We start from the raw sequence: 18056 nt of genomic DNA, 5'->3' as shown, positions 1-18056 counted from the left end.
GGCCGAATTATGTGCGGAATTGCCGGGATCTTCCATTGCCAGACGCCCAAGCCGGTCGATCCCGCGCGGGTCGAGCGTATGTGCGATGCGCTCGTCCATCGCGGGCCCGATGGCGGCGGCGTGTGGACCGCACCCGGCGTGGGGCTGGGCCATCGGCGTCTCTCCATCATCGATCTGGCCGGATCGCCCCAGCCGATGCAGTCGGCAGATGGACGCGCGGTGATCGTGTTCAACGGAGAAATCTACAATTTCCGAGAGTTGCGCCGGGAACTTGAGGCAGGCGGCGCGGAATTCCGCACGCATGGCGATACCGAAGTGATCCTGGCTGCCTGGCGCAAATGGGGCGTTGCCTGTCTCGACCGGTTGCAGGGCATGTTCGCCTTCGCCCTGTATGACATGGCGGATCGCACCTTGTTTCTGGCGCGGGATCGCCTTGGCGTGAAACCCCTGTTCCTTGCGCAGCTTAGCGACGGCAGCGTCGCCTTCGCTTCGGAGCTAAAAGGCCTGCTGGCTCATCCGTTGTTGCGGCGGGAAGTCGATCCGCTGGCGATAGAGGATTACCTCACCTGGGGTTATGTTCCCGATCATCGCTCCATCCTGAAGGGTGTGGAGAAGCTGCCCGCAGGCCATTATCGCCTGCTGCGCCACAATACCGCGCCATCCGCGCCGATCAAATGGTGGGATGTGAGCTTCGCCTCCCGCCGCCGTGGATCGGAAGCCGATCTGGGCGCTGAACTGCTGCATCACCTGCGCGAGGCAGTGACATCGCGCATGGTGGCCGATGTGCCTCTCGGCGCGTTCCTTTCCGGCGGGGTGGACAGTTCCAGCGTGGTGGCGCTGATGGCCGAGGCCAGTCGCGAGCCGGTGCGGACCTGCTCCATCGGGTTCGATGTCGAGGCTGAGGACGAGACGGGCTATGCCAGCGAAGTGGCCCGGTTGTTTGCCACCGATCATCACAGCAAAGTGGTGGCGGCCGACGATTTCGCGGAGATTGATCGGCTCGCCGCCATGTTTGACGAGCCTTTCGCAGATGCCTCCGCATTGCCGACCTGGCGGGTATGCCAACTGGCGCGGCAGCATGTGACGGTGGCCCTTTCGGGCGACGGAGCGGACGAGGCCTTTGCCGGCTATCGACGGCAGGTGTTCCAGGCGCATGAGGATCGGGTGCGATCCTTCCTGCCGTCGGCCTTGCGCGCGCCGGTGTTCGGGGCGCTGGGCGCGCTCTATCCCAAGGCGGATTGGGCCCCGCGGCCCATGCGGGCGAAATCGACGCTGGAAGCTCTGGCTGCCAATGGCGAGGAAGCCTATGCCGCCGCTCTGGCAATCAATCGCCCTGATCTGCGCGCCGGGCTATATAGCGACGCCATGCGCCGGGAACTGGCGGGGTACAGTGCCGAGCTTCCCTTCATCGAGATGATGCGGGCCGCGCCCGCTCGCTCCGGGCTGGACCGCGCGCAATATGTCGATCTCAAGTTCTGGCTGCCGGGGGACATTCTCACCAAGGTGGACCGCACGAGCATGGCTGTCAGCCTGGAAGCGCGGGAACCTCTCCTCGATCACCGCCTGGTGGAATTTGCCGCCTCGCTACCTGACAGAATGCGGGTGCGCGGCAAGCAGGGCAAATGGCTGATGAAGCAGACCATGCGTCGATATTTGCCTGACACGATCCTGTTTCGCCCCAAGCAGGGCTTCGTTACCCCTATCGCGCAATGGCTGCGCGGGCCGCTTGCGGGCGAGGCGCGGGCGATTGCCTCTTCCGCTGGAATCGCCCGGACAGGCTGGTTCAGCGCGGGCCGGATCGCGCGCCTGGCGGAAGAACATATCTCGGGCCGGGCGGATCGTTCGCGGCTTTTGTGGCAATTGCTGATGCTCGACAGATCGCTGCGCCAGCTGGGCATTTCCGGCTGAGGCGCTCCCTTTTGGGCCCAACCATCGAAGGCAAATGGATAGCCCGTTGCGCCAGCTGGGAGGGAGATAAGCGTCATTGCGGATGAGTTTGGTAAACAAATCGTTTGCCAAGAGTCTCCCCCGTGACGTAGATTCTTCAATGACTTCTGCGAAGAACATAAAAATTCAGCAGACAGGGGGTCGCGAAAGAGGGATCTGTCTATGGATCGACTGGCGAGCAGTCTCGACAGGGGCGAATTGGAATCTGATGGGGGCGAGCGCCCCGCCATGCTTCTCGGTGAGGGCGAGGAATATCTCGTCACTGCGGGGGCAAGGCACCTGGCCATTCCGGAAGAGCTGTTCCAGCTCAAGGAACTGGATGTCCTCTACGAGGATTCCCGCCAGACCCTCTGGACCTATATGCGCCCTGCCGGGCGGCCGAGTTTTTCTCCGGCCATGCTGGGCGATTTCATCAACTGGCAGCGTCTGATCGGGGATAGTTTTGGCCCCGGAAAGGTGCCGCTGCGTTTCCTCGTTCTGGGAAGCCGGGCGCCAGGCGTATTCTGCTTCGGCGGCGATCTGGAGCTTTTCCAGAGGCTTATCAGGCAACGCGATCGTGCCGCGCTGGCCCAATACGGCTATAAATGCGTGGAGATCCTGCAGCGCAACACGCAGTGCCTCGATCTTCCGATGCTGACCATCGGCCTTGTCGAAGGTGCGGCGCTGGGCGGCGGTTTCGAGGCGCTTCTGTCGTTTGACTACATCATCGCGGAACGGGGCGCGACTTTCGGCCTGCCTGAAGTGATGTTCGGCCTGTTCCCCGGCATGGGCGCTCATGCCTATCTGTCGCGAAAGCTCGGCGCGGCGATGGCTGACCGGCTGATCGTATCCAACGAGACCTACACCGCAGAGCAGATGTATGATTTGGGGATCGTCCATAAGCTGGCCGAACCGGGGGAGGGGCTCAAGGCCTGCCGGGACTTCATCGACAAGTCCGAACGGCGCCATGGTGGCCTTGTGAATGCCCGCAAGGCAATGAAAGTTGCACAGCCGATCCGGCTTGAGGAAATGAAGCGGATCGTCGATCTGTGGGCCGATGCCGCGCTGCAATTGCGGGAGCAGGACCTCAAGGTGATGAGCAGGCTTGCGGCGGCCCAGACAAGGCTTTCACGCGCGGCAGCCTGATGCACTGATCGGGCATTTGCGGATCGGGCCCCCCGCAAATCGGACCCCGCAAATCAGCTGGCGGCGCCGTGGCCTCTGGCAAGATAATCGGCGCTCTGCATTTCCATCAGGCGGCTGACGGTGCGTTCGAATTCGAAGCGCCCGTCTCCTGCCTTGTAGAGGTTCTCGGGCTCTGCCGCTGCGGCCGCCAGCAGGATTACATTATGTTCGTACAGGGCATCGATCAGCGTCACGAAGCGCGCGGCTTCGTTGCGCTGATCCGGACCCATCACCGGTATCCCGACCAGAATCACGGTGTGATAGGTTCTGGCAATGGCAAGGTAATCCGCCGCGCCGCGCGCCTCGCCGCATAGCCGTTTGAAGCTGAATACTCCCACGCCCTTCAGGCTCTTGGGCACGAACAGCTTACGCCCCCCGCCAACCTCAAGTTCCGCACTCGGCACATGGGCGGCATCTTCGGGCGCGTAATCGGTCAGGCGGAAGAACGCCTCCCGCACCTGATCCGTCGCTTCGGGGCCAAGCGGAGTGTGCCAGGTGGCCATTCCGCCGAGACGCTGGAGCCGGTAATCGACGGGACCGTTGAGGGCCAGCACGTCCATCTCGCTTTCGATGAGTGAGATGAAGGGCAGGAAATGCTCGCGATTGAGGCCATCCTTGTAGAGATCGGAAGGCGCACGGTTCGATGTGGTCACCACCGTAACGCCTTCGTCCATCATCAATGCGCGGAACAGGCGGCTCATGATCATGGCATCGGCGGAATTGTTCACCACCATTTCGTCAAAAGCGAGGACTCGCAGGCCCTGGGCCAGTTTTGCGGCAACAGGCGGGATCGGATCGCCGCTCTCGCTCTGTCGGGCCTCGCGCAGCAGGGCGTGGACTTCCAGCATGAAAGCATGGAAATGGACGCGACGTTTCTCAGGAATGCCCAGCGTTTCGTGAAACAGGTCCATCAACATGGACTTGCCGCGCCCGACGCCGCCCCACAGATAGACCCCGCGCGGGTTCCCGGCCTTCTTGCCGAACAGCCGCCCCAGCAGCCCCGGTTTGTGAGAGCCTTGCTCCAACTCGCGCTGCAGCGCATCCAACCGCCCTGCTGCCGCGCGTTGCTCCGGATCGGGGCGCAACTCGCCGGCGGCCAGCAAAGCCTCGTACCGAACCAGCATTCCGGTCATCAGCGGGCGTGATTTTCGCGCGGCTGCATGGCCTCGAACTTGGGCAGGTCAGGGTCGAAGCGATCCCAGACTGGGGCATTCTTCAGATAGATCACGCTTTGCGGCGAAATGGCGCTGGGATCGTCCAGCGATCCGGCCTGCACCATGATGTGATCGCCCGGCAGATCCCCCGACGTATAGAGCCGCCCCGCACAGGTGCCGCAGAAATGGCGAGTGACACTGCCGCCGGTTTCCCCCACATTGGTGTAGGTTGCAGGTGTGCCTTCCAGTTCGAGCTGGCTTTTGTGAATGCCTACGATGGTCGTATGGCCGGTGCCGGTGGCCTTCTGGCAATCCTTGCAGCAACATTGCGAGACGAACAGGCTGGGGCCGGTCAGCCTGTAACGGATCGCTCCGCACAGGCAGCCACCTTCCAGAACAGTACCGGCATCCACCATGGCGATCAGCCGTGCCTTTCTGCCTGCATCTTCTTGATCTCGGCAATGGCGCGGGCGGGGCTGAGGCCCTTGGGGCAGGCATTGGCGCAGTTCATGATCGTGTGGCAGCGATAGAGGCGGAAGGGATCTTCCAGCTCGTCCAGCCGCTCACCGGTCATCTCGTCACGGCTGTCAGCCAGCCAACGATAGGCCTGCAGAAGAATGGCCGGGCCGAGGAACTTGTCCGAATTCCACCAATAGCTTGGGCAGGAAGTGGAGCAGCAGGCGCACAGGATGCACTCGTAAAGCCCGTCCAGCTTCTCGCGCTGTTCGGGGCTCTGCAGCCGTTCCTTGCCCGAAGGCGTGGGGCTGACCGTTTGAAGCCAGGGGCGAATCGAGGCATATTGCGCGTAGAAATGGGTGAAATCGGGCACCAGATCCTTCACCACTTCCATATGCGGCAGCGGCGTGATGCGGATTTCGCCTGAAAGATCCTCAATCGCGGTGGTGCAGGCCAAGCCGTTCTTGCCGTTCATGTTCATCGCGCAGGATCCGCAGATCCCTTCGCGGCAGGAGCGGCGGAAGGTGAGGGTGGGGTCCACCTCGTTCTTGATCTTGAGCAGGGCGTCCAGCACCATCGGGCCTGTCTGGTCCAGATCCAGCTCGAATGTGTCGAAGCGCGGATTCTCTCCGCTCTCCGGGTCATAGCGATAGACCTTGAACTTCTTGGGGCGAGTGGCGCCGGGTGTGGAATGGTCGCGGCTCTTGCCGGTGATCTTGCTGTTCGCGGGGAGTGTGAAGGTTGCCATCGGTGCGATCCTGCTGAGTCTCGTTCTCTCTAGCGATTGTGCGGCGCGGGGCAAGGCGGTGGGGCGTGAAAAAGACCATTGCGTCATCCCCCCAGGCCAGCCCATTACCCTTTCCGATAGAACTACGCCGGTCCGGCAGGGCACGGCGGGCGGAAGAGGAGAGCGGATGGGACTGCGCAGCTGGTATGAGGAGGCTGTCCTCCCCCGGATCATCAAGTGCGCCTGCAATGATGCGCGCATCCATGAATTGCGGGGCCACCTAGTGCCGCTGGCGCAAGGCCGCGTATTCGAACTGGGTTGTGGCGGCGGGCTGAACCAGCAATTCTACGATCCGTCCCGCGTGACGAGCTTTGCTGCTATCGATCCTTCCCCCGCCATGCTGGACGGCGCGCTGAAGGCCGCGCAGGAGAAGGGCTGGCAGGCCGATATCCGGATCGGGAAGGGTGAAGCGATCCCCTTTCCGGATGACAGTTTCGATACGGTGGTCTGTACCTACACAATGTGCTCGGTCACCGATCAGACGCGTGTGCTCGCGGAGATGCGCCGTATTATGGCGCCCGGCGGCAGGCTGTTGTTCCTCGAACATGGCCGCGCGCCGGAACCCGGCGTTTATCGCGCCCAGCGTATGATCGAGCCGGTCTGGAAGAGGATGATGGGCAATTGCCATCTGACCCGCGAAGTGAGGCCCGCCGTGAAACGGACTGGTTTCGAGATTGCGGATTCCAGCAGTCTCTACATGAGCAAGATGCCCCGCTGGGCCGGGTTCATGGAATGGGGCGTCGCCGTGAAGCCCGGGCCGTAGAGGCCGGACAGCGATGATGTAGCGTCACCATTACGACGACGAGGGCCGTATTTCCCGCCAGCCACATCCAGCAGCCGGGCTGCCTTGACTTAGACTGTCCCGGCCGTTGCAGAGGCCCCGCCAGTGTCACCGCAAGAGCGGCTGAGAGGGCGGGTTCCGAACGGCCGGGATAACCTTTCTGGGCCTATTCTCCGAAAGTGCGCTGCCACCAGCCGCGACGGGGTGAGGCGGAGCTTTCCGGTGATGCTTCCTGAGCCGCAGCGGGCTCCGGCTCGGAAGGTGCGGCCGGTTCGGCAGTGGCCACTTCCGCTACCGTCTCGGCGGGCGCGGCTTCGGGAGCTGCCACTTCTGCAGCCGGTGCTTCCGCAGTCGGCTCGGCCTTCTTGCGGCGAGTGCGCTTCGGCTTGGCCGGTGCCACCTCCGCAGAGACTTCCGCAGCGGGCGTCTCTACGGCCGCTTCCGCAGCGGCGGCAGCTTCTGCTTCGGCATCTGCCTTCTTGCGACGCGTGCGCTTCGGCTTGGCGGGAGGAGCCTCCTCGGCAGCTGCAGCGGGTTCTGCCACGCTGGCTTCCCCGGCAGTCGTTTCCGCATCGGTGGCAGGTTCTTCCTTCACCTTCTTTGCGCGGCTGCGGCGGGCCTTGGGCTTGGGCGTTTCAACCGGAGCCTCCACAGTTGCGGCCTCTTCGGCGGCCGGCTCGGCAGTTTCCGCCAGTTCGGCTTCCGCTACCTCTGCATCTTCTGCAGCACTTTCGCCGTCCTGGGCAGCGCCTTCGGCTTCACCTTCCCCTTCGCCTTCACCGTCCAGACGCTTCTTGCGGCGGTTGCGGCCACCACGCCGACGGCGCTTCTTGCGAGGGGAGCCTTCGCCGTCTTCGTCAGTCGGGGTATCAGATTCGTCGGACTCGCCCTCATCAGCTGCGGAATCTTCCCCGGCCTCGGATTCGTCATCCTCACGCTCCTCGTCGGAGCCTTCATCCATCTCGTCACGACGCTTCCGCCCGCGACCGCCACGGCGGCGGCGGCGACGCTTCTTGTTGCGGTCGTCATTCTCGCCCTCTTCGTCTTCTTCCTCATCGACGAAGGCTTCCAGCTCTTCTTCCTCTTCGATCTCATCGACGATGGGTTCGAACTTGGGGAGGGAAGTGGGACGCGGTCCGCCAGAGACGACGCGCATTTTGGCGCCCTCATTCTCGCCCTCGGGGATCACCTGAACGGTGACGCCATAGCGATCCTCGATCTCATGCAGATCGGCGCGCTTGGCGTTGAGCAGATAGATCGACGCTTCCGTGCTGGCATAGAGCGTGATGATCGTGCCCTTGCCCTTGGCCGCTTCGTCCTCGATCAGGCGCAGGGCGGAAAGGCCCGCGCTGGAGGCGGTCCGCACCAGACCGGTGCCGTCGCAATGCGGGCAGGAACGGGTGGTGGCTTCCAGCACGCCGGTGCGCAGGCGCTGACGGCTCATTTCCATCAGGCCGAAGCCGGAGATACGACCCACCTGAATGCGCGCGCGATCGTGCTTGAGGGCGTCCTTCATCGCGCGTTCGACTTTGCGGATGTTGGAATTGTACTCCATGTCGATGAAGTCGATCACCACCAGCCCGGCCATGTCACGCAGGCGCAGTTGCCTTGCGATTTCATGCGCCGCTTCGAGATTGGTGGCGAGAGCCGTCTGCTCGATCCCATGTTCCTTGGTCGAGCGGCCGGAGTTGATGTCGATCGAGACCAGCGCCTCGGTCGGATTGATGACGATGTAACCGCCCGAACGCAGCTGTACGACAGGATCGTACATGGCGGTCAGCTGGTCTTCCGCGCCATAGCGCTGGAACAGCGGCACCGGGTCGGAATAGGCCTTCACGCGCCGCGCATGGCTGGGCATGAGCAGCTTCATGAAGTCGCGCGCGGCCTTGTAGCCGAGCTCGCCCTCCACCACGACTTCCTCGATGTCGCGATTATAGATGTCGCGGATCGCGCGTTTCACCAGATCGCTGTCCGAATGAATCAGCGTGGGGGCCGCGCTCTTCAGCGTATTTTCGCGGATTTCGTCCCACAGACGGGCGAGATAATCGAAGTCGCGCTTGATTTCCGGCTTGGTGCGCTGGAGACCGGCTGTGCGAACGATGCAGCCCATGCTCTTGGGCAGCTTCATTTCGGCCACGATCTGCTTCAGGCGCTTGCGATCCGAAGCGTTGGAAATCTTGCGCGAAATGCCACCGCCGTGAGTGGAATTGGGCATCAGCACGCAATAGCGGCCAGCAAGGCTGAGATAGGTAGTGAGGGCGGCGCCCTTGTTGCCGCGTTCTTCCTTCACGACCTGCACCAGCAGCACCTGGCGCCTGTGGATTACGTCCTGAATCTTGTAGCGGCGGCGCAGCGCCATGCGCTTGGCGCGTACTTCGTCCACTTCCTTGGCGCGGGCGCGATTGCCGCCACGGCCCTGGCGACGGCCACGTCGGGGCTTGTTGCCATCTTCGGCGCCTTCAACGCCGTCATCCGCGTTGCCTTCGCCGTCTTCCTCATCGCCATCGGCGATTTCGCCGCCTTCGATGGTGGCGACATCATCCTTCTCGGAGGTGTCGATTTCCTCGACGCCATCCTCACCGGCCATTTCATCCGCAAAGGCATCGCCTTCGCTCTCTTCGGCCAGCGCGTCTTCCTCTTCTTCCTCGGCTGCGCGCAAAGCGGCTTCCTCGGCGGCGGCTTCAGCTTCTTCGGCGAGCAGCGCCTCACGATCCTCGCGCGGGATCTGGTAATAGTCGGGGTGGATTTCGCTGAAGGCGAGGAACCCGTGCCGGTTGCCGCCGAAATCGACGAATGCCGCCTGCAGCGAGGGTTCTACCCGGGTTACCTTGGCGAGATAGATATTTCCCTTGATCTGCTTGTGCTCAGCAGATTCAAAGTCGAACTCCTCAATCCGATTGCCCTTGAGCACCGCCACCCGAGTTTCTTCCGGGTGGCGCGCATCGATTAGCATGCGCGTGGCCATTATGAATTCTCCAGGCGCGCCCTGTTCCTGCGACCTTTTCGGTATGGATGGAAGCGGCGCGCACATATGCGTTGAAACCGGCGGCCCGAGGACGTTGCCATTCGTGGCGGCCGGAAATTGAAAATTCGCCGGTCTGCTGAATGCAGCCGGCGAAGCGGAATGTGTCTGCGGAAATAAGAACGGGCGGCCCGTCGCCGGTGCGCTGCGCCGCTATGCGCCGCGACATCGCAACGCAGCCCTGCGGCTGCGGCGATCGTACGGGGCAAAAGATTCTCATTTCGGCATCAACCTGTATGCGGGCCGGACCTTTTTTCCGGGAAAAGCGTTTCCCGAAATATAGCCCGGAGATTGACCGGGATTGCTGCGAGGGGATTCTCCGCGGCGGTGCCTGCGCCTTCAGTGGCCGCAGCAGCGCTGGTAGGATCTCGCAAGGCAGAATAGCCCGGTTGCAACGTGCTAGCACTGCGTTTTTTCATCGGCAACCGCTTTGCGCACGAAAATTGCGCGACTGGTATCATAATTCCTCTTGTCGCCATGTACTCCGCGAACCTAAGCGGTGCGGTGATGGCACTGCGCGTCCTGCCTTGGCTGTTGCTTCTCTTTCCGCCAGCCCTGCTTGCCGGGCTGTATGCTTTTGGCCTCTACCTGCCTGTGCCGGCTCTTGGCCGTTCCTATGTCATCAGGGTTGAGTTGCCCACCTCCGGTAAGCCTGTGAACCTGCCCAAGGTGGAGGGGCCGGCGGATGCCGCCATGCCGTTGGTAGTCATCGATGCCGGGCATGGCGGGCATGATCCGGGCGCTTCCGGCCAGGGGCTCGAGGAAAAGCGTCTGGTTCTCGGGCTCGCCTTGGCCCTGCGTGATCGTCTCTTGCAGGAGGGCGGTATCCGCGTGGCGCTGACCCGTGACGATGATCGTTTCCTTGTGCTGCAGGAACGTGCCGAAATCGCCCGCAGGCTTGGGGCCGATCTGTTTCTTTCGATCCATGCAGATTCTGCAGGAGTTGAGAGCGGGATACAGGGTGCCAGCGTCTATACATTGTCGGAAAAGGCCTCGGACGAGGCAGCAGCCCGTTTTGCCGCGCGGGAAAATAATGCCGACCGTTTGAACGGGATTTCCCTGTCCGGCCAAAGTGATGTCGTCAGCGCCATTCTGGTAAACCTGTCGCAGCGCCGTGCGCAGGCCGAATCCTCGGAGTTCGCGCAACTGATCGTCCGCGAAGGGACTGGGGCTATCGCCTTCCATGCCGAGCCGCGCCGTGCGGCCGCGCTGGCCGTGTTGCGTGCGCCCGACGTGCCTTCGGTGCTGTTCGAGGCTGGTTTCGTGACCAATCCGCAGGATGTGGAGCGGCTTGCCACTCCGGAAGGAAAGGAGCGGTTCGCCGACGCCGTGGAGCGTGCCATCCGCATATTCTTCGCGCGCAATTCCCGCCCCGGCGCATAGAGGCGCGCTTCCTTCTGGCATCGGGCGAACACGCCGTGCTAAGGCGCGCGCGACCATGAGCGAGACTAATCAATCCGCCCCGCAATCGATCCATTACCGGATCCGCCGCGAAGCGCACAGCGTGATGAACTGGTTCCGGGAGAACTGGCGCCAAAGTCCTGCGTTCCGCTGGGCATCCACCGCGATCGTCGGGCTGCTGCTCGTCTGGTTGCTCGTCTGGCTGCTGTTGGCGCGCAACCTGCCCGACGCGAAGATGCTGCTGGAATATGAACCGCCATTGCCCACCATGGTGCGCGGAATAGACGGCAACATCGTGGATTCCTACGCTCGGGAACGGCGTGTCCAGTTGCAGTTCCGGGATTTTCCCAAGCCGCTGATCAACGCCTATCTCTCTGCGGAAGACAAGACTTTCTGGACCCATGGCGGCGTGGATATCACGGGCTTTGCGGGCGCCGTGGTCGATTACGTCAGCAAGATCGGCAGCGGCCAGCGCGCGCGCGGCGGCTCCACCATTACTCAGCAGGTCGCGAAGAATATTCTGGTGGGGGACGAATATTCGATCACCCGCAAGCTGAAGGAAATGCTGCTTGCCCGCAGGATCGAGGGTGTGCTGACCAAGCAGCAGATTCTCGAGCTTTACCTCAATGAAATTCCCCTTGGTCGCCGCAGCTTTGGCGTCCAGGCGGCCTCGCGCGCCTATTTCGGCAAGGATGTCGGCGATCTCCAACTGCATGAGGCTGCTTTCCTTGCGATCCTGCCCAAGGCGCCTGAGCGCTATGGGCGTCCGCAATTTCATGATTCCGCGATAGAGCGCCGCAACTGGGTGCTCGACGAAATGGTGGAGAATGGCTTCGTCAGCCGGTCAGAAGCGGATGCCGCCAAGGCGCAGCCCCTGGGTCTGGTTACCCAGCGGCCCGATTACACTACGGTCGATGCCGGATATTTCATGGAGGATGTGCGCCGCCAACTGATCGAGAAGTTCGGTGAGCAGGCGGAAGATGGGCCGAATAGCGTTTATGCGGGCGGCCTGTGGGTTCGCACATCGCTGGACCCGGAATTGCAGGAAGCCGGCAGCAATGCGCTGCGTTCCGGCTTGTTGCGCTATCAATCCGCCAAGGGCTGGAGCGGGCCCATTGCCACGATCGATATGGATAAGGGCGAATGGCGCGGCCAGCTGCAGAGTTCCGGCCTTGCGATCAAATATCTGAACTGGCGCGTGGGTGTGGTGACGAGCCGTTCCGGCGGTTCCGCCCGGATCGGCTTTACCGATGGCAAGGAAGCGCCTCTGGTGGGCCTGCCCGATAAGCTCAAGTCGGGTGACGTCGTCGCAGCCACTCCGGAAGGCAATGGCTGGCGGATTCGCAGCGTTCCCGAAATTTCCGGCGGCTTCCTGGCAGAAGATCCCAATACCGGCCGCGTGCTGGCCATGCAGGGCGGTTTCGACCCGCGGCTAGACAGCTTCAACCGTGCGACACAGGCGCTGCGGCAGCCGGGCTCCACGATCAAGCCCTTCGTCTATGCCACCGGGCTGGATCATGGCATGACCCCGGCGACGATGGTCCTCGATGGCGAATATTGCTATTATCAGGGCGCGGCGCTTGGCGAAAAATGCTTCCGCAATTTCGGCGGTGCGCGCGGCGGTGGCGAACATACGATGCGCTGGGGCCTCGAACAGTCCCGCAACCTGATGACCGTCCACATCGCGATGGATTCAGGCATGCCCAATGTGGTGAAGACCATCGACCGCGTGGGGATCGGCAAATATGATCCTTATCCTTCCTTCGCGCTGGGCGCTGGGGAAACCACGGTTGCGCGGATGGTCAACGCCTATTCTGCGCTGGTCAATCACGGATTGCAGTTTGGCCAGAGCACGATCGATTTCGTGCAGGACCGTCGTGGCAAGGTGATCTGGCGCGCCGACAAGCGCGAATGCACCGGCTGCAACATGCCGCAGTGGGATGGCAAGCCGATGCCGCGGCTCAAGCCGGTGGGCAAGCAGGTGCTCGATCCGCGCACGGCCTTCCAGGTGGTGCACATGCTGGAAGGCGTGGTTCAGCGGGGTACGGCCGTGGTGCTGCGCGATCTCAACCTGCCGCTTTTCGGCAAGACCGGGACCACCAACGGCCCGACCAACGTGTGGTTCGTAGGCGGCTCGCCCGACATCGTCGCGGGCGTCTATATGGGCTTCGACAAGCCGCGCAACATGGGTGGCTATGCCCAGGGCGGCACAATTGCGGCGCCGATCTTCAAGCAATTCGTCAATGAAAGCCGGGATCGCTGGAACGGGAGGCCCTTCGTGGCCCCGGCGGGAATCCGCATGGTCCGGATCGACCGTGCCACGGGCCGCCGCATTTTCGGCGCCTGGCCCACTGACGATCCGAAATCGAGCGTGATCTGGGAAGCGTTCAAACCCGATACTGAGCCGCGCCGCGCCGCCTTGCAGGACGAGATTGACGCCATGCGCGACATGATCCTTGCGCAGTTGCGCAGGCGGGAACAAGCGGCGAAGCAGGGCGTTACAAACGGCACTTCCGATAATCGGCAGCCGCAGAATTTCGCCGAAGAGCAGGGTGGCCTTTATTGAACCGGAACCTTTGCAGGATTGCACAGGGGAGAACGCATGATGATCGCACGTAATCTGGCTGCCGCAGTGGCCATTGTGGCAGTCGCCACCTTGCCCGGCGCCGCTTCGGCACAGCTTCCTCAGGGGGCGAAAGCTCCCACCTTCGCCACCCAAGGGGCGCTGGCGGGGAAGGGGTTTACCTTCGATCTGGCCAAGGCCCTGAAGAAGGGACCGGTAGTGCTGTATTTCTTCCCCAAGGCTTTCACGCAGGGCTGCACGCTGGAAGCCAACGCCTTTGCCGAGGCAATGGACGATTTCCATAAGGCTGGTGCTACCGTGGTGGGCATGTCGGCGGACGATTTGCCCACACTGAAGCGCTTCTCCACAGAGGAATGCCGCAACAAGTTCCCGGTGGCGACCGCGAACAAGGCGCTGATCAAGGCCTATGACGTAGGCTTCGTGATGAACGGGCAGGACACCGGCCTTTCCAACCGCACCAGCTATGTCATTGGCAGGGACGGCAAGGTGAAGCTGGCCCATTCTGATCTCGACTGGCGCGAGCACGTCAGCCGCACGCTGGCCAAGGTCAAGGAACTGAAAGGGCGCTGACCGCCGCCAGGCACGATATGGTGCCCTCGCGGGGCAGCCCTTCTTTACAATCGGCAGTCTTCCGCTAAGCGGGCCGCTGGATTAGCGGAGTAAGATTGCCATGCGTGCCGAAGGGCAGGCCCAAATTGACCGGATCGAAGCAGCCCTGGCGCTGGTGCGCCGTTCGCTCGATTGGGATCGCGCAGTGCGGCGGCTCGACGAGCTGAACGCACGCGTCGAAGATCCCACCTTGTGGGATGATCCGAAAAACGCGGAAAGCGTGATGCGGGAGCGTCGCCGCCTCGAAAGCTCAATCGGCACCGTCAACGAGATTTCGGCGGAGATGGCCAATGCCATCGAATTCGTCGAACTGGGCGAAATGGAAGGTGATGAGGATGTCGTGCGCGAAGGGCTGGATGCTCTGAAGCAGCTGGCAATCCGCGCCGATGCCGACAAGGTGCAGGCGCTGCTTTCGGGCGAGGCCGATGCCAACGATACCTATCTCGAAATCCACGCCGGGGCCGGGGGTACCGAGAGCCAGGACTGGGCGGAAATGCTCCAGCGCATGTATACGCGTTGGGCCGAACGCCATGGCTACAAGGTGGAACTCGTGGATTATCACGCAGGCGAACAGGCCGGGATCAAGAGCGCTACGCTGCTGATCAAAGGCGAGAACGCCTATGGTTATGCCAAGACCGAGAGCGGGGTGCATCGTCTGGTGCGCATCAGCCCCTATGACAGCTCGGCGCGGCGCCACACCAGCTTCAGTTCTGTATGGGTCTATCCGGTGATCGACGACAATATCGACATCGAAATCAACCCGGCGGACCTCAGGATCGATACTTACCGCGCATCGGGCGCGGGCGGTCAGCACGTCAACACCACGGACTCCGCAGTGCGCATCACCCACGTTCCCTCGGGGATCATCGTGGCGAGCCAGGTGGACCGTTCGCAGCACAAGAACCGCGAAATCGCGATGAACATGTTGCGCGCCCGCATGTTCGAGGAAGAAATGCGCAAGCGGGAAGAGGCTGCCAGTACCGAACACGCCTCCAAGTCCGACATTGGCTGGGGTCACCAGATCCGTTCCTATGTGTTGCAGCCCTATCAGATGGTGAAGGATCTGCGCACTGGCACCACCTCCACCGCGCCTGACGATGTGCTGGACGGCGACATTGACGACTTCATCTCCGCCGCTCTGGCCCAGCGTGTAACCGGTGAGGCGGTTGAAGTGGAGGATGTCGAGTGAGATTGCGCGCGGCCTTCTGTGTAGGGCTGCTGCTGTTGGGCGGCTGCAACCTGTTCAAGAAGGAGGATGACGGCCGGCCGGAAACCGCGCGTGAATTTCCGCGGGCCTATCGTCCGGTCTCCAATCTGGGCGGCAACAGCGTTTCTTCCGAACAGGCCCGCGACGATCGGCGCGAAGCGCAGACGGTGATGGATCTCGCCAATATCCGCCCTGGCATGACCGTTGCCGATATTGGCGCGGGCGAAGGGTATTATACTGTCCGTCTCGCCTCCAAGGTCGGCACGCGCGGGCGCGTATTGGCGCAGGATATCGATGAAGCAGCGATCAAGCGCCTGGGCATCCGGGTGGAGCGCGAGCGGCTCGACAACGTATCGATCAAGCTCGGGGCGGAGGATGATCCTCGTCTGCCGGAAAAGAGCTTTGACCGGGTATTCCTGATCCACATGTATCATGAGGTTTCGGAGCCCTATGCCTTTCTCTGGCGCCTGCGGCCAGCGCTGCGTCCGGGCGGGCAGATAATCGTCGTGGATCGGGATCGTCCGGCGGACCAGCACGGTATCGAACCCAAGCTGTTATTCTGTGAATTCGACCATGTGGGCTTTCGTCTCGTCGAATTTGTTCGTAAACCTGAGCTCGCCGGGTACTACGCGCAATTCGAAGCAGTGGGCGACAGGCCCGAGCCACAAGATATCGAACCCTGCGGCCAGCCGGGGGCAACGGAAACGAAGACGCCCTCGTAAGTCTGGCGCGTATAGTTTAGGAACGTACATGAGTTTCAAAGGGTTGCGGCCGATCCAATATGGTGGCCGGGAAGTCTGGCCGTTGATTGAAGGCGGGAAGGGCGTTGCTGCCACCAACCATGCCTCGTCGGGCGCCTGGGCGGCTGCCGGGGGCATCGGCACGGTCAGCGCGGTTAACGCTGATTCTTATGACGCAAACGGCAATGTGATTCCGCAGCTCTATCCGCAGCGCACGCGCGTGGAGCGGCACGAGCAACTTGTCCGCTACGCGATTGACGGCGCGGTGGAACAGGTGCGCCGGGCTTACGACGTTGCCAGCGGACGCGGGGCAATCAACATCAATGTGTTGTGGGAAATGGGTGGTGCCCAGGCTGTCCTTGAAGGCGTTCTGGAAAAGACCCGTGGTCTGGTCACCGGCGTCACCTGCGGCGCGGGCATGCCCTATAAGCTTGCGGAGATCGCCGCGCGCTTCAATGTGAATTACCTGCCCATCATCAGTTCCGCACGCGCCTTCCGCGCGCTGTGGAAGCGTTCCTACCACAAGGTCAGCGAACTGATGGCCGCGGTAGTCTATGAAGATCCGTGGCTGGCGGGCGGCCATAATGGCCTTTCCAACGCCGAGGATCCCCAGAAGCCGGAAGATCCCTATCCCCGCGTCAAGGCGCTGCGTGAAACCATGCGGGCGGAAGGCATTTCGGACGACGTGCCGATCATCATGGCCGGTGGCGTGTGGTTCCTGCGCGAATGGAACGACTGGATCGACAATCCTGAATTGGGTCAGATCGCCTTCCAGTACGGCACCCGGCCGTTGTTGACTCATGAAAGCCCGATCCCGCAGCAGTGGAAGGACGCCCTGCGCAAGATCGAACCGGGCGATGTGCTGTTGCACAAATTTTCTCCCACCGGGTTCTACAGCTCGGCAGTGAAGACGCCGTTCCTGCTCGATCTTCAGGCTCGTTCCGAGCGCCAGATTCCCTATTCACGCGTTGAAGCGGGAGAGCATACGGTCCAGCTGGATGTCGGCGTGAAGGGCAAGAACTTCTGGGTCGCCCCCAAGGATCTGGAACGCGCGCGCGTCTGGGTTTCGCAGGGTTTCACTGAAGCGCTCAAGACGCCGGACGACACGGTTGTGTTCGTTACCGCCGATGACCGCAACGAGATCCGCAAGGATCAGACCGATTGCATGGGTTGCCTTTCGCATTGCGGCTTCTCGTCATGGAAGGACCATGATGATTACACCACCGGGCGTCTTGCCGATCCGCGCAGCTTCTGCATTCAGAAGACTCTGCAGGACATAGCCCATGGTGGCGACGTAGACCGGAACCTGATGTTCGCCGGCCATGCGGCCTATCGTTTCAAGCAGGATCCGTTCTATTCAAACAACTTCACCCCTACGGTGAAGGAACTGGTTGACCGTATCCTTACCGGCGATTGAGCGCGCGGGGGCTGGCACGTGGCTGATAAGGCCGGAGAACCGCCGCTCCCACCGCTTTGGCGCCTGCTGACTGAGGCAGGCGCTGCCATTCCACTGGGGCTGAGCCCTTGGCACGGTCCGGTGAATTGCCAGGCCGATGGGAAGGGCTGGCCCGTTCTGGTGCTGCCCGGCTTCATGACTGACGATCTGTCGACGGCGCTGCTGCGCAGGTCACTCGATCGCGCGGGCTTCCATTCCTATGGCTGGGAGCAGGGCTTTAATCTCGGGTTCCGGCCGGGACTGGTGGAAGCTCTCGAGCAGCGCCTCGACTCTATTGCCGGGCGCGAGGGCCGAAAGGTGATCCTGCTGGGGTGGAGCCTCGGGGGGATTGTGGCAAGGGCGCTTGGCAATCGGCTTCCGGAGAAGATTGCGCTGATCGTGAGCTTGGGCAGCCCCTTTTCGGGCGATCGGCATCGCAACCGCGCGTGGAGGCTCTATAATCTCGTTAATGAGCATTCCGTCGACGAAGTGCCCGAAGGTCTCGACTTCCTGACCAAACCCCCGGTGCCGACTATAGCGGTGTGGTCAGCCAGCGATGGGATAGTCGCCCCGGCGGCAGCGCGCGGGCTGGGCAGTGAATCCGATCTGCAGATCGAACTGGATGTGACGCATTTCGGCTATGGCGGCACTGCTGATGGCGTCCGTCAGGTGGTGGAAATGCTGGCGGCCAATTTGCCTGCGGACGAAACGGCGGGAATCGCCGTCTGAATTTCCCGCAACCTTCCCGAAGGAAGGCTGCGCTCGATCC

Annotated in this window: 14 protein-coding genes; 10 read left to right on the top strand and 4 right to left on the bottom strand. The window is 62.3% G+C overall.

What is annotated here, in order from left to right:
- The first annotated feature begins 9 nt into the window (after positions 1 to 9).
- A complete protein-coding gene (locus H0274_RS05055; protein WP_226793583.1) occupies positions 10 to 1908 on the top strand; it encodes an XrtA/PEP-CTERM system amidotransferase in 1899 nt (632 codons plus the stop codon).
- 267 nt (positions 1909 to 2175) lie between these two features.
- Entirely contained in the window at positions 2176 to 3072 is an 897-nt protein-coding gene (locus tag H0274_RS05050) for a crotonase/enoyl-CoA hydratase family protein (protein ID WP_226793580.1), read from the top strand.
- Positions 3073 to 3125: 53 nt separating this feature from the next.
- Here the strand turns inward: H0274_RS05050 and zapE are convergent, their stop codons facing one another.
- Genes zapE through H0274_RS05035 form a run of 3 tightly spaced genes read right to left on the bottom strand, consistent with a single transcriptional unit; the run spans position 3126 to position 5469 of the window.
- Entirely contained in the window at positions 3126 to 4244 is a 1119-nt protein-coding gene (zapE, locus tag H0274_RS05045; protein ID WP_226793576.1) for a cell division protein ZapE, read from the bottom strand.
- Positions 4244 to 4681 carry a GFA family protein gene (locus tag H0274_RS05040; RefSeq protein ID WP_226793572.1) on the bottom strand — a complete coding sequence of 146 codons (438 nt, stop codon included), beginning with the start codon at positions 4679 to 4681 and terminating at the stop codon, positions 4244 to 4246. Before H0274_RS05040 ends, zapE begins: the two co-directional genes overlap by 1 nt.
- A gap of 5 nt (positions 4682 to 4686) precedes the next feature.
- The gene (locus H0274_RS05035; protein ID WP_226793569.1) at positions 4687 to 5469 is read right to left on the bottom strand and encodes a succinate dehydrogenase iron-sulfur subunit; all 783 of its coding nucleotides are present in this window, start codon (positions 5467 to 5469) and stop codon (positions 4687 to 4689) included.
- 166 nt (positions 5470 to 5635) lie between these two features.
- Here H0274_RS05035 and H0274_RS05030 point away from each other — a divergent pair, with 166 nt between their 5' ends.
- Positions 5636 to 6271 carry a class I SAM-dependent methyltransferase gene (locus H0274_RS05030; RefSeq protein WP_226793566.1) on the top strand — a complete coding sequence of 212 codons (636 nt, stop codon included), beginning with the start codon at positions 5636 to 5638 and terminating at the stop codon, positions 6269 to 6271.
- A gap of 184 nt (positions 6272 to 6455) precedes the next feature.
- On the opposite strand, the gene H0274_RS05025 is transcribed toward H0274_RS05030, so the two are convergent.
- Positions 6456 to 9254, bottom strand: a complete 2799-nt coding sequence (locus H0274_RS05025) for an Rne/Rng family ribonuclease (protein ID WP_226793563.1) — start codon at positions 9252 to 9254, stop codon at positions 6456 to 6458.
- A 564-nt stretch (positions 9255 to 9818) separates the two neighbouring features.
- On the opposite strand from H0274_RS05025, the gene H0274_RS05020 reads away from it, so the two are divergent.
- The 7 genes from H0274_RS05020 to H0274_RS04990 all read left to right on the top strand — a co-directional run bounded on the left by H0274_RS05020 (position 9819) and on the right by H0274_RS04990 (position 18016).
- Complete coding sequence (locus tag H0274_RS05020) at positions 9819 to 10694, top strand: N-acetylmuramoyl-L-alanine amidase family protein (RefSeq protein ID WP_226793560.1); 876 nt, start codon at positions 9819 to 9821, stop codon at positions 10692 to 10694.
- A gap of 55 nt (positions 10695 to 10749) precedes the next feature.
- Entirely contained in the window at positions 10750 to 13278 is a 2529-nt protein-coding gene (locus H0274_RS05015; protein WP_226793557.1) for a penicillin-binding protein 1A, read from the top strand.
- Between the two features lie 39 nt (positions 13279 to 13317).
- The gene (locus H0274_RS05010) at positions 13318 to 13866 is read left to right on the top strand and encodes a peroxiredoxin (protein WP_413463471.1); all 549 of its coding nucleotides are present in this window, start codon (positions 13318 to 13320) and stop codon (positions 13864 to 13866) included.
- 100 nt (positions 13867 to 13966) lie between these two features.
- Positions 13967 to 15094: a peptide chain release factor 2 gene (gene prfB, locus H0274_RS05005; RefSeq protein WP_226793551.1), complete on the top strand. Its 1128-nt coding sequence runs from the start codon at positions 13967 to 13969 to the stop codon at positions 15092 to 15094.
- Positions 15091 to 15834, top strand: a complete 744-nt coding sequence (locus tag H0274_RS05000) for a class I SAM-dependent methyltransferase (RefSeq protein ID WP_413463462.1) — start codon at positions 15091 to 15093, stop codon at positions 15832 to 15834. Before prfB ends, H0274_RS05000 begins: the two co-directional genes overlap by 4 nt.
- Positions 15835 to 15862: 28 nt before the next feature.
- Positions 15863 to 17269, top strand: a complete 1407-nt coding sequence (locus tag H0274_RS04995) for an NAD(P)H-dependent flavin oxidoreductase (protein ID WP_226793548.1) — start codon at positions 15863 to 15865, stop codon at positions 17267 to 17269.
- Between the two features lie 18 nt (positions 17270 to 17287).
- Positions 17288 to 18016, top strand: a complete 729-nt coding sequence (locus H0274_RS04990; RefSeq protein WP_226793545.1) for an esterase/lipase family protein — start codon at positions 17288 to 17290, stop codon at positions 18014 to 18016.
- The last annotated feature ends 40 nt before the right edge of the window (positions 18017 to 18056 follow it).

Source organism: Fulverythrobacter ferritrahens (assembly GCF_020539485.1).
GTDB lineage: Bacteria > Pseudomonadota > Alphaproteobacteria > Sphingomonadales > Sphingomonadaceae > Andeanibacterium > Andeanibacterium ferritrahens.
This window is presented reverse-complemented; position numbering and strand designations above follow the sequence as displayed.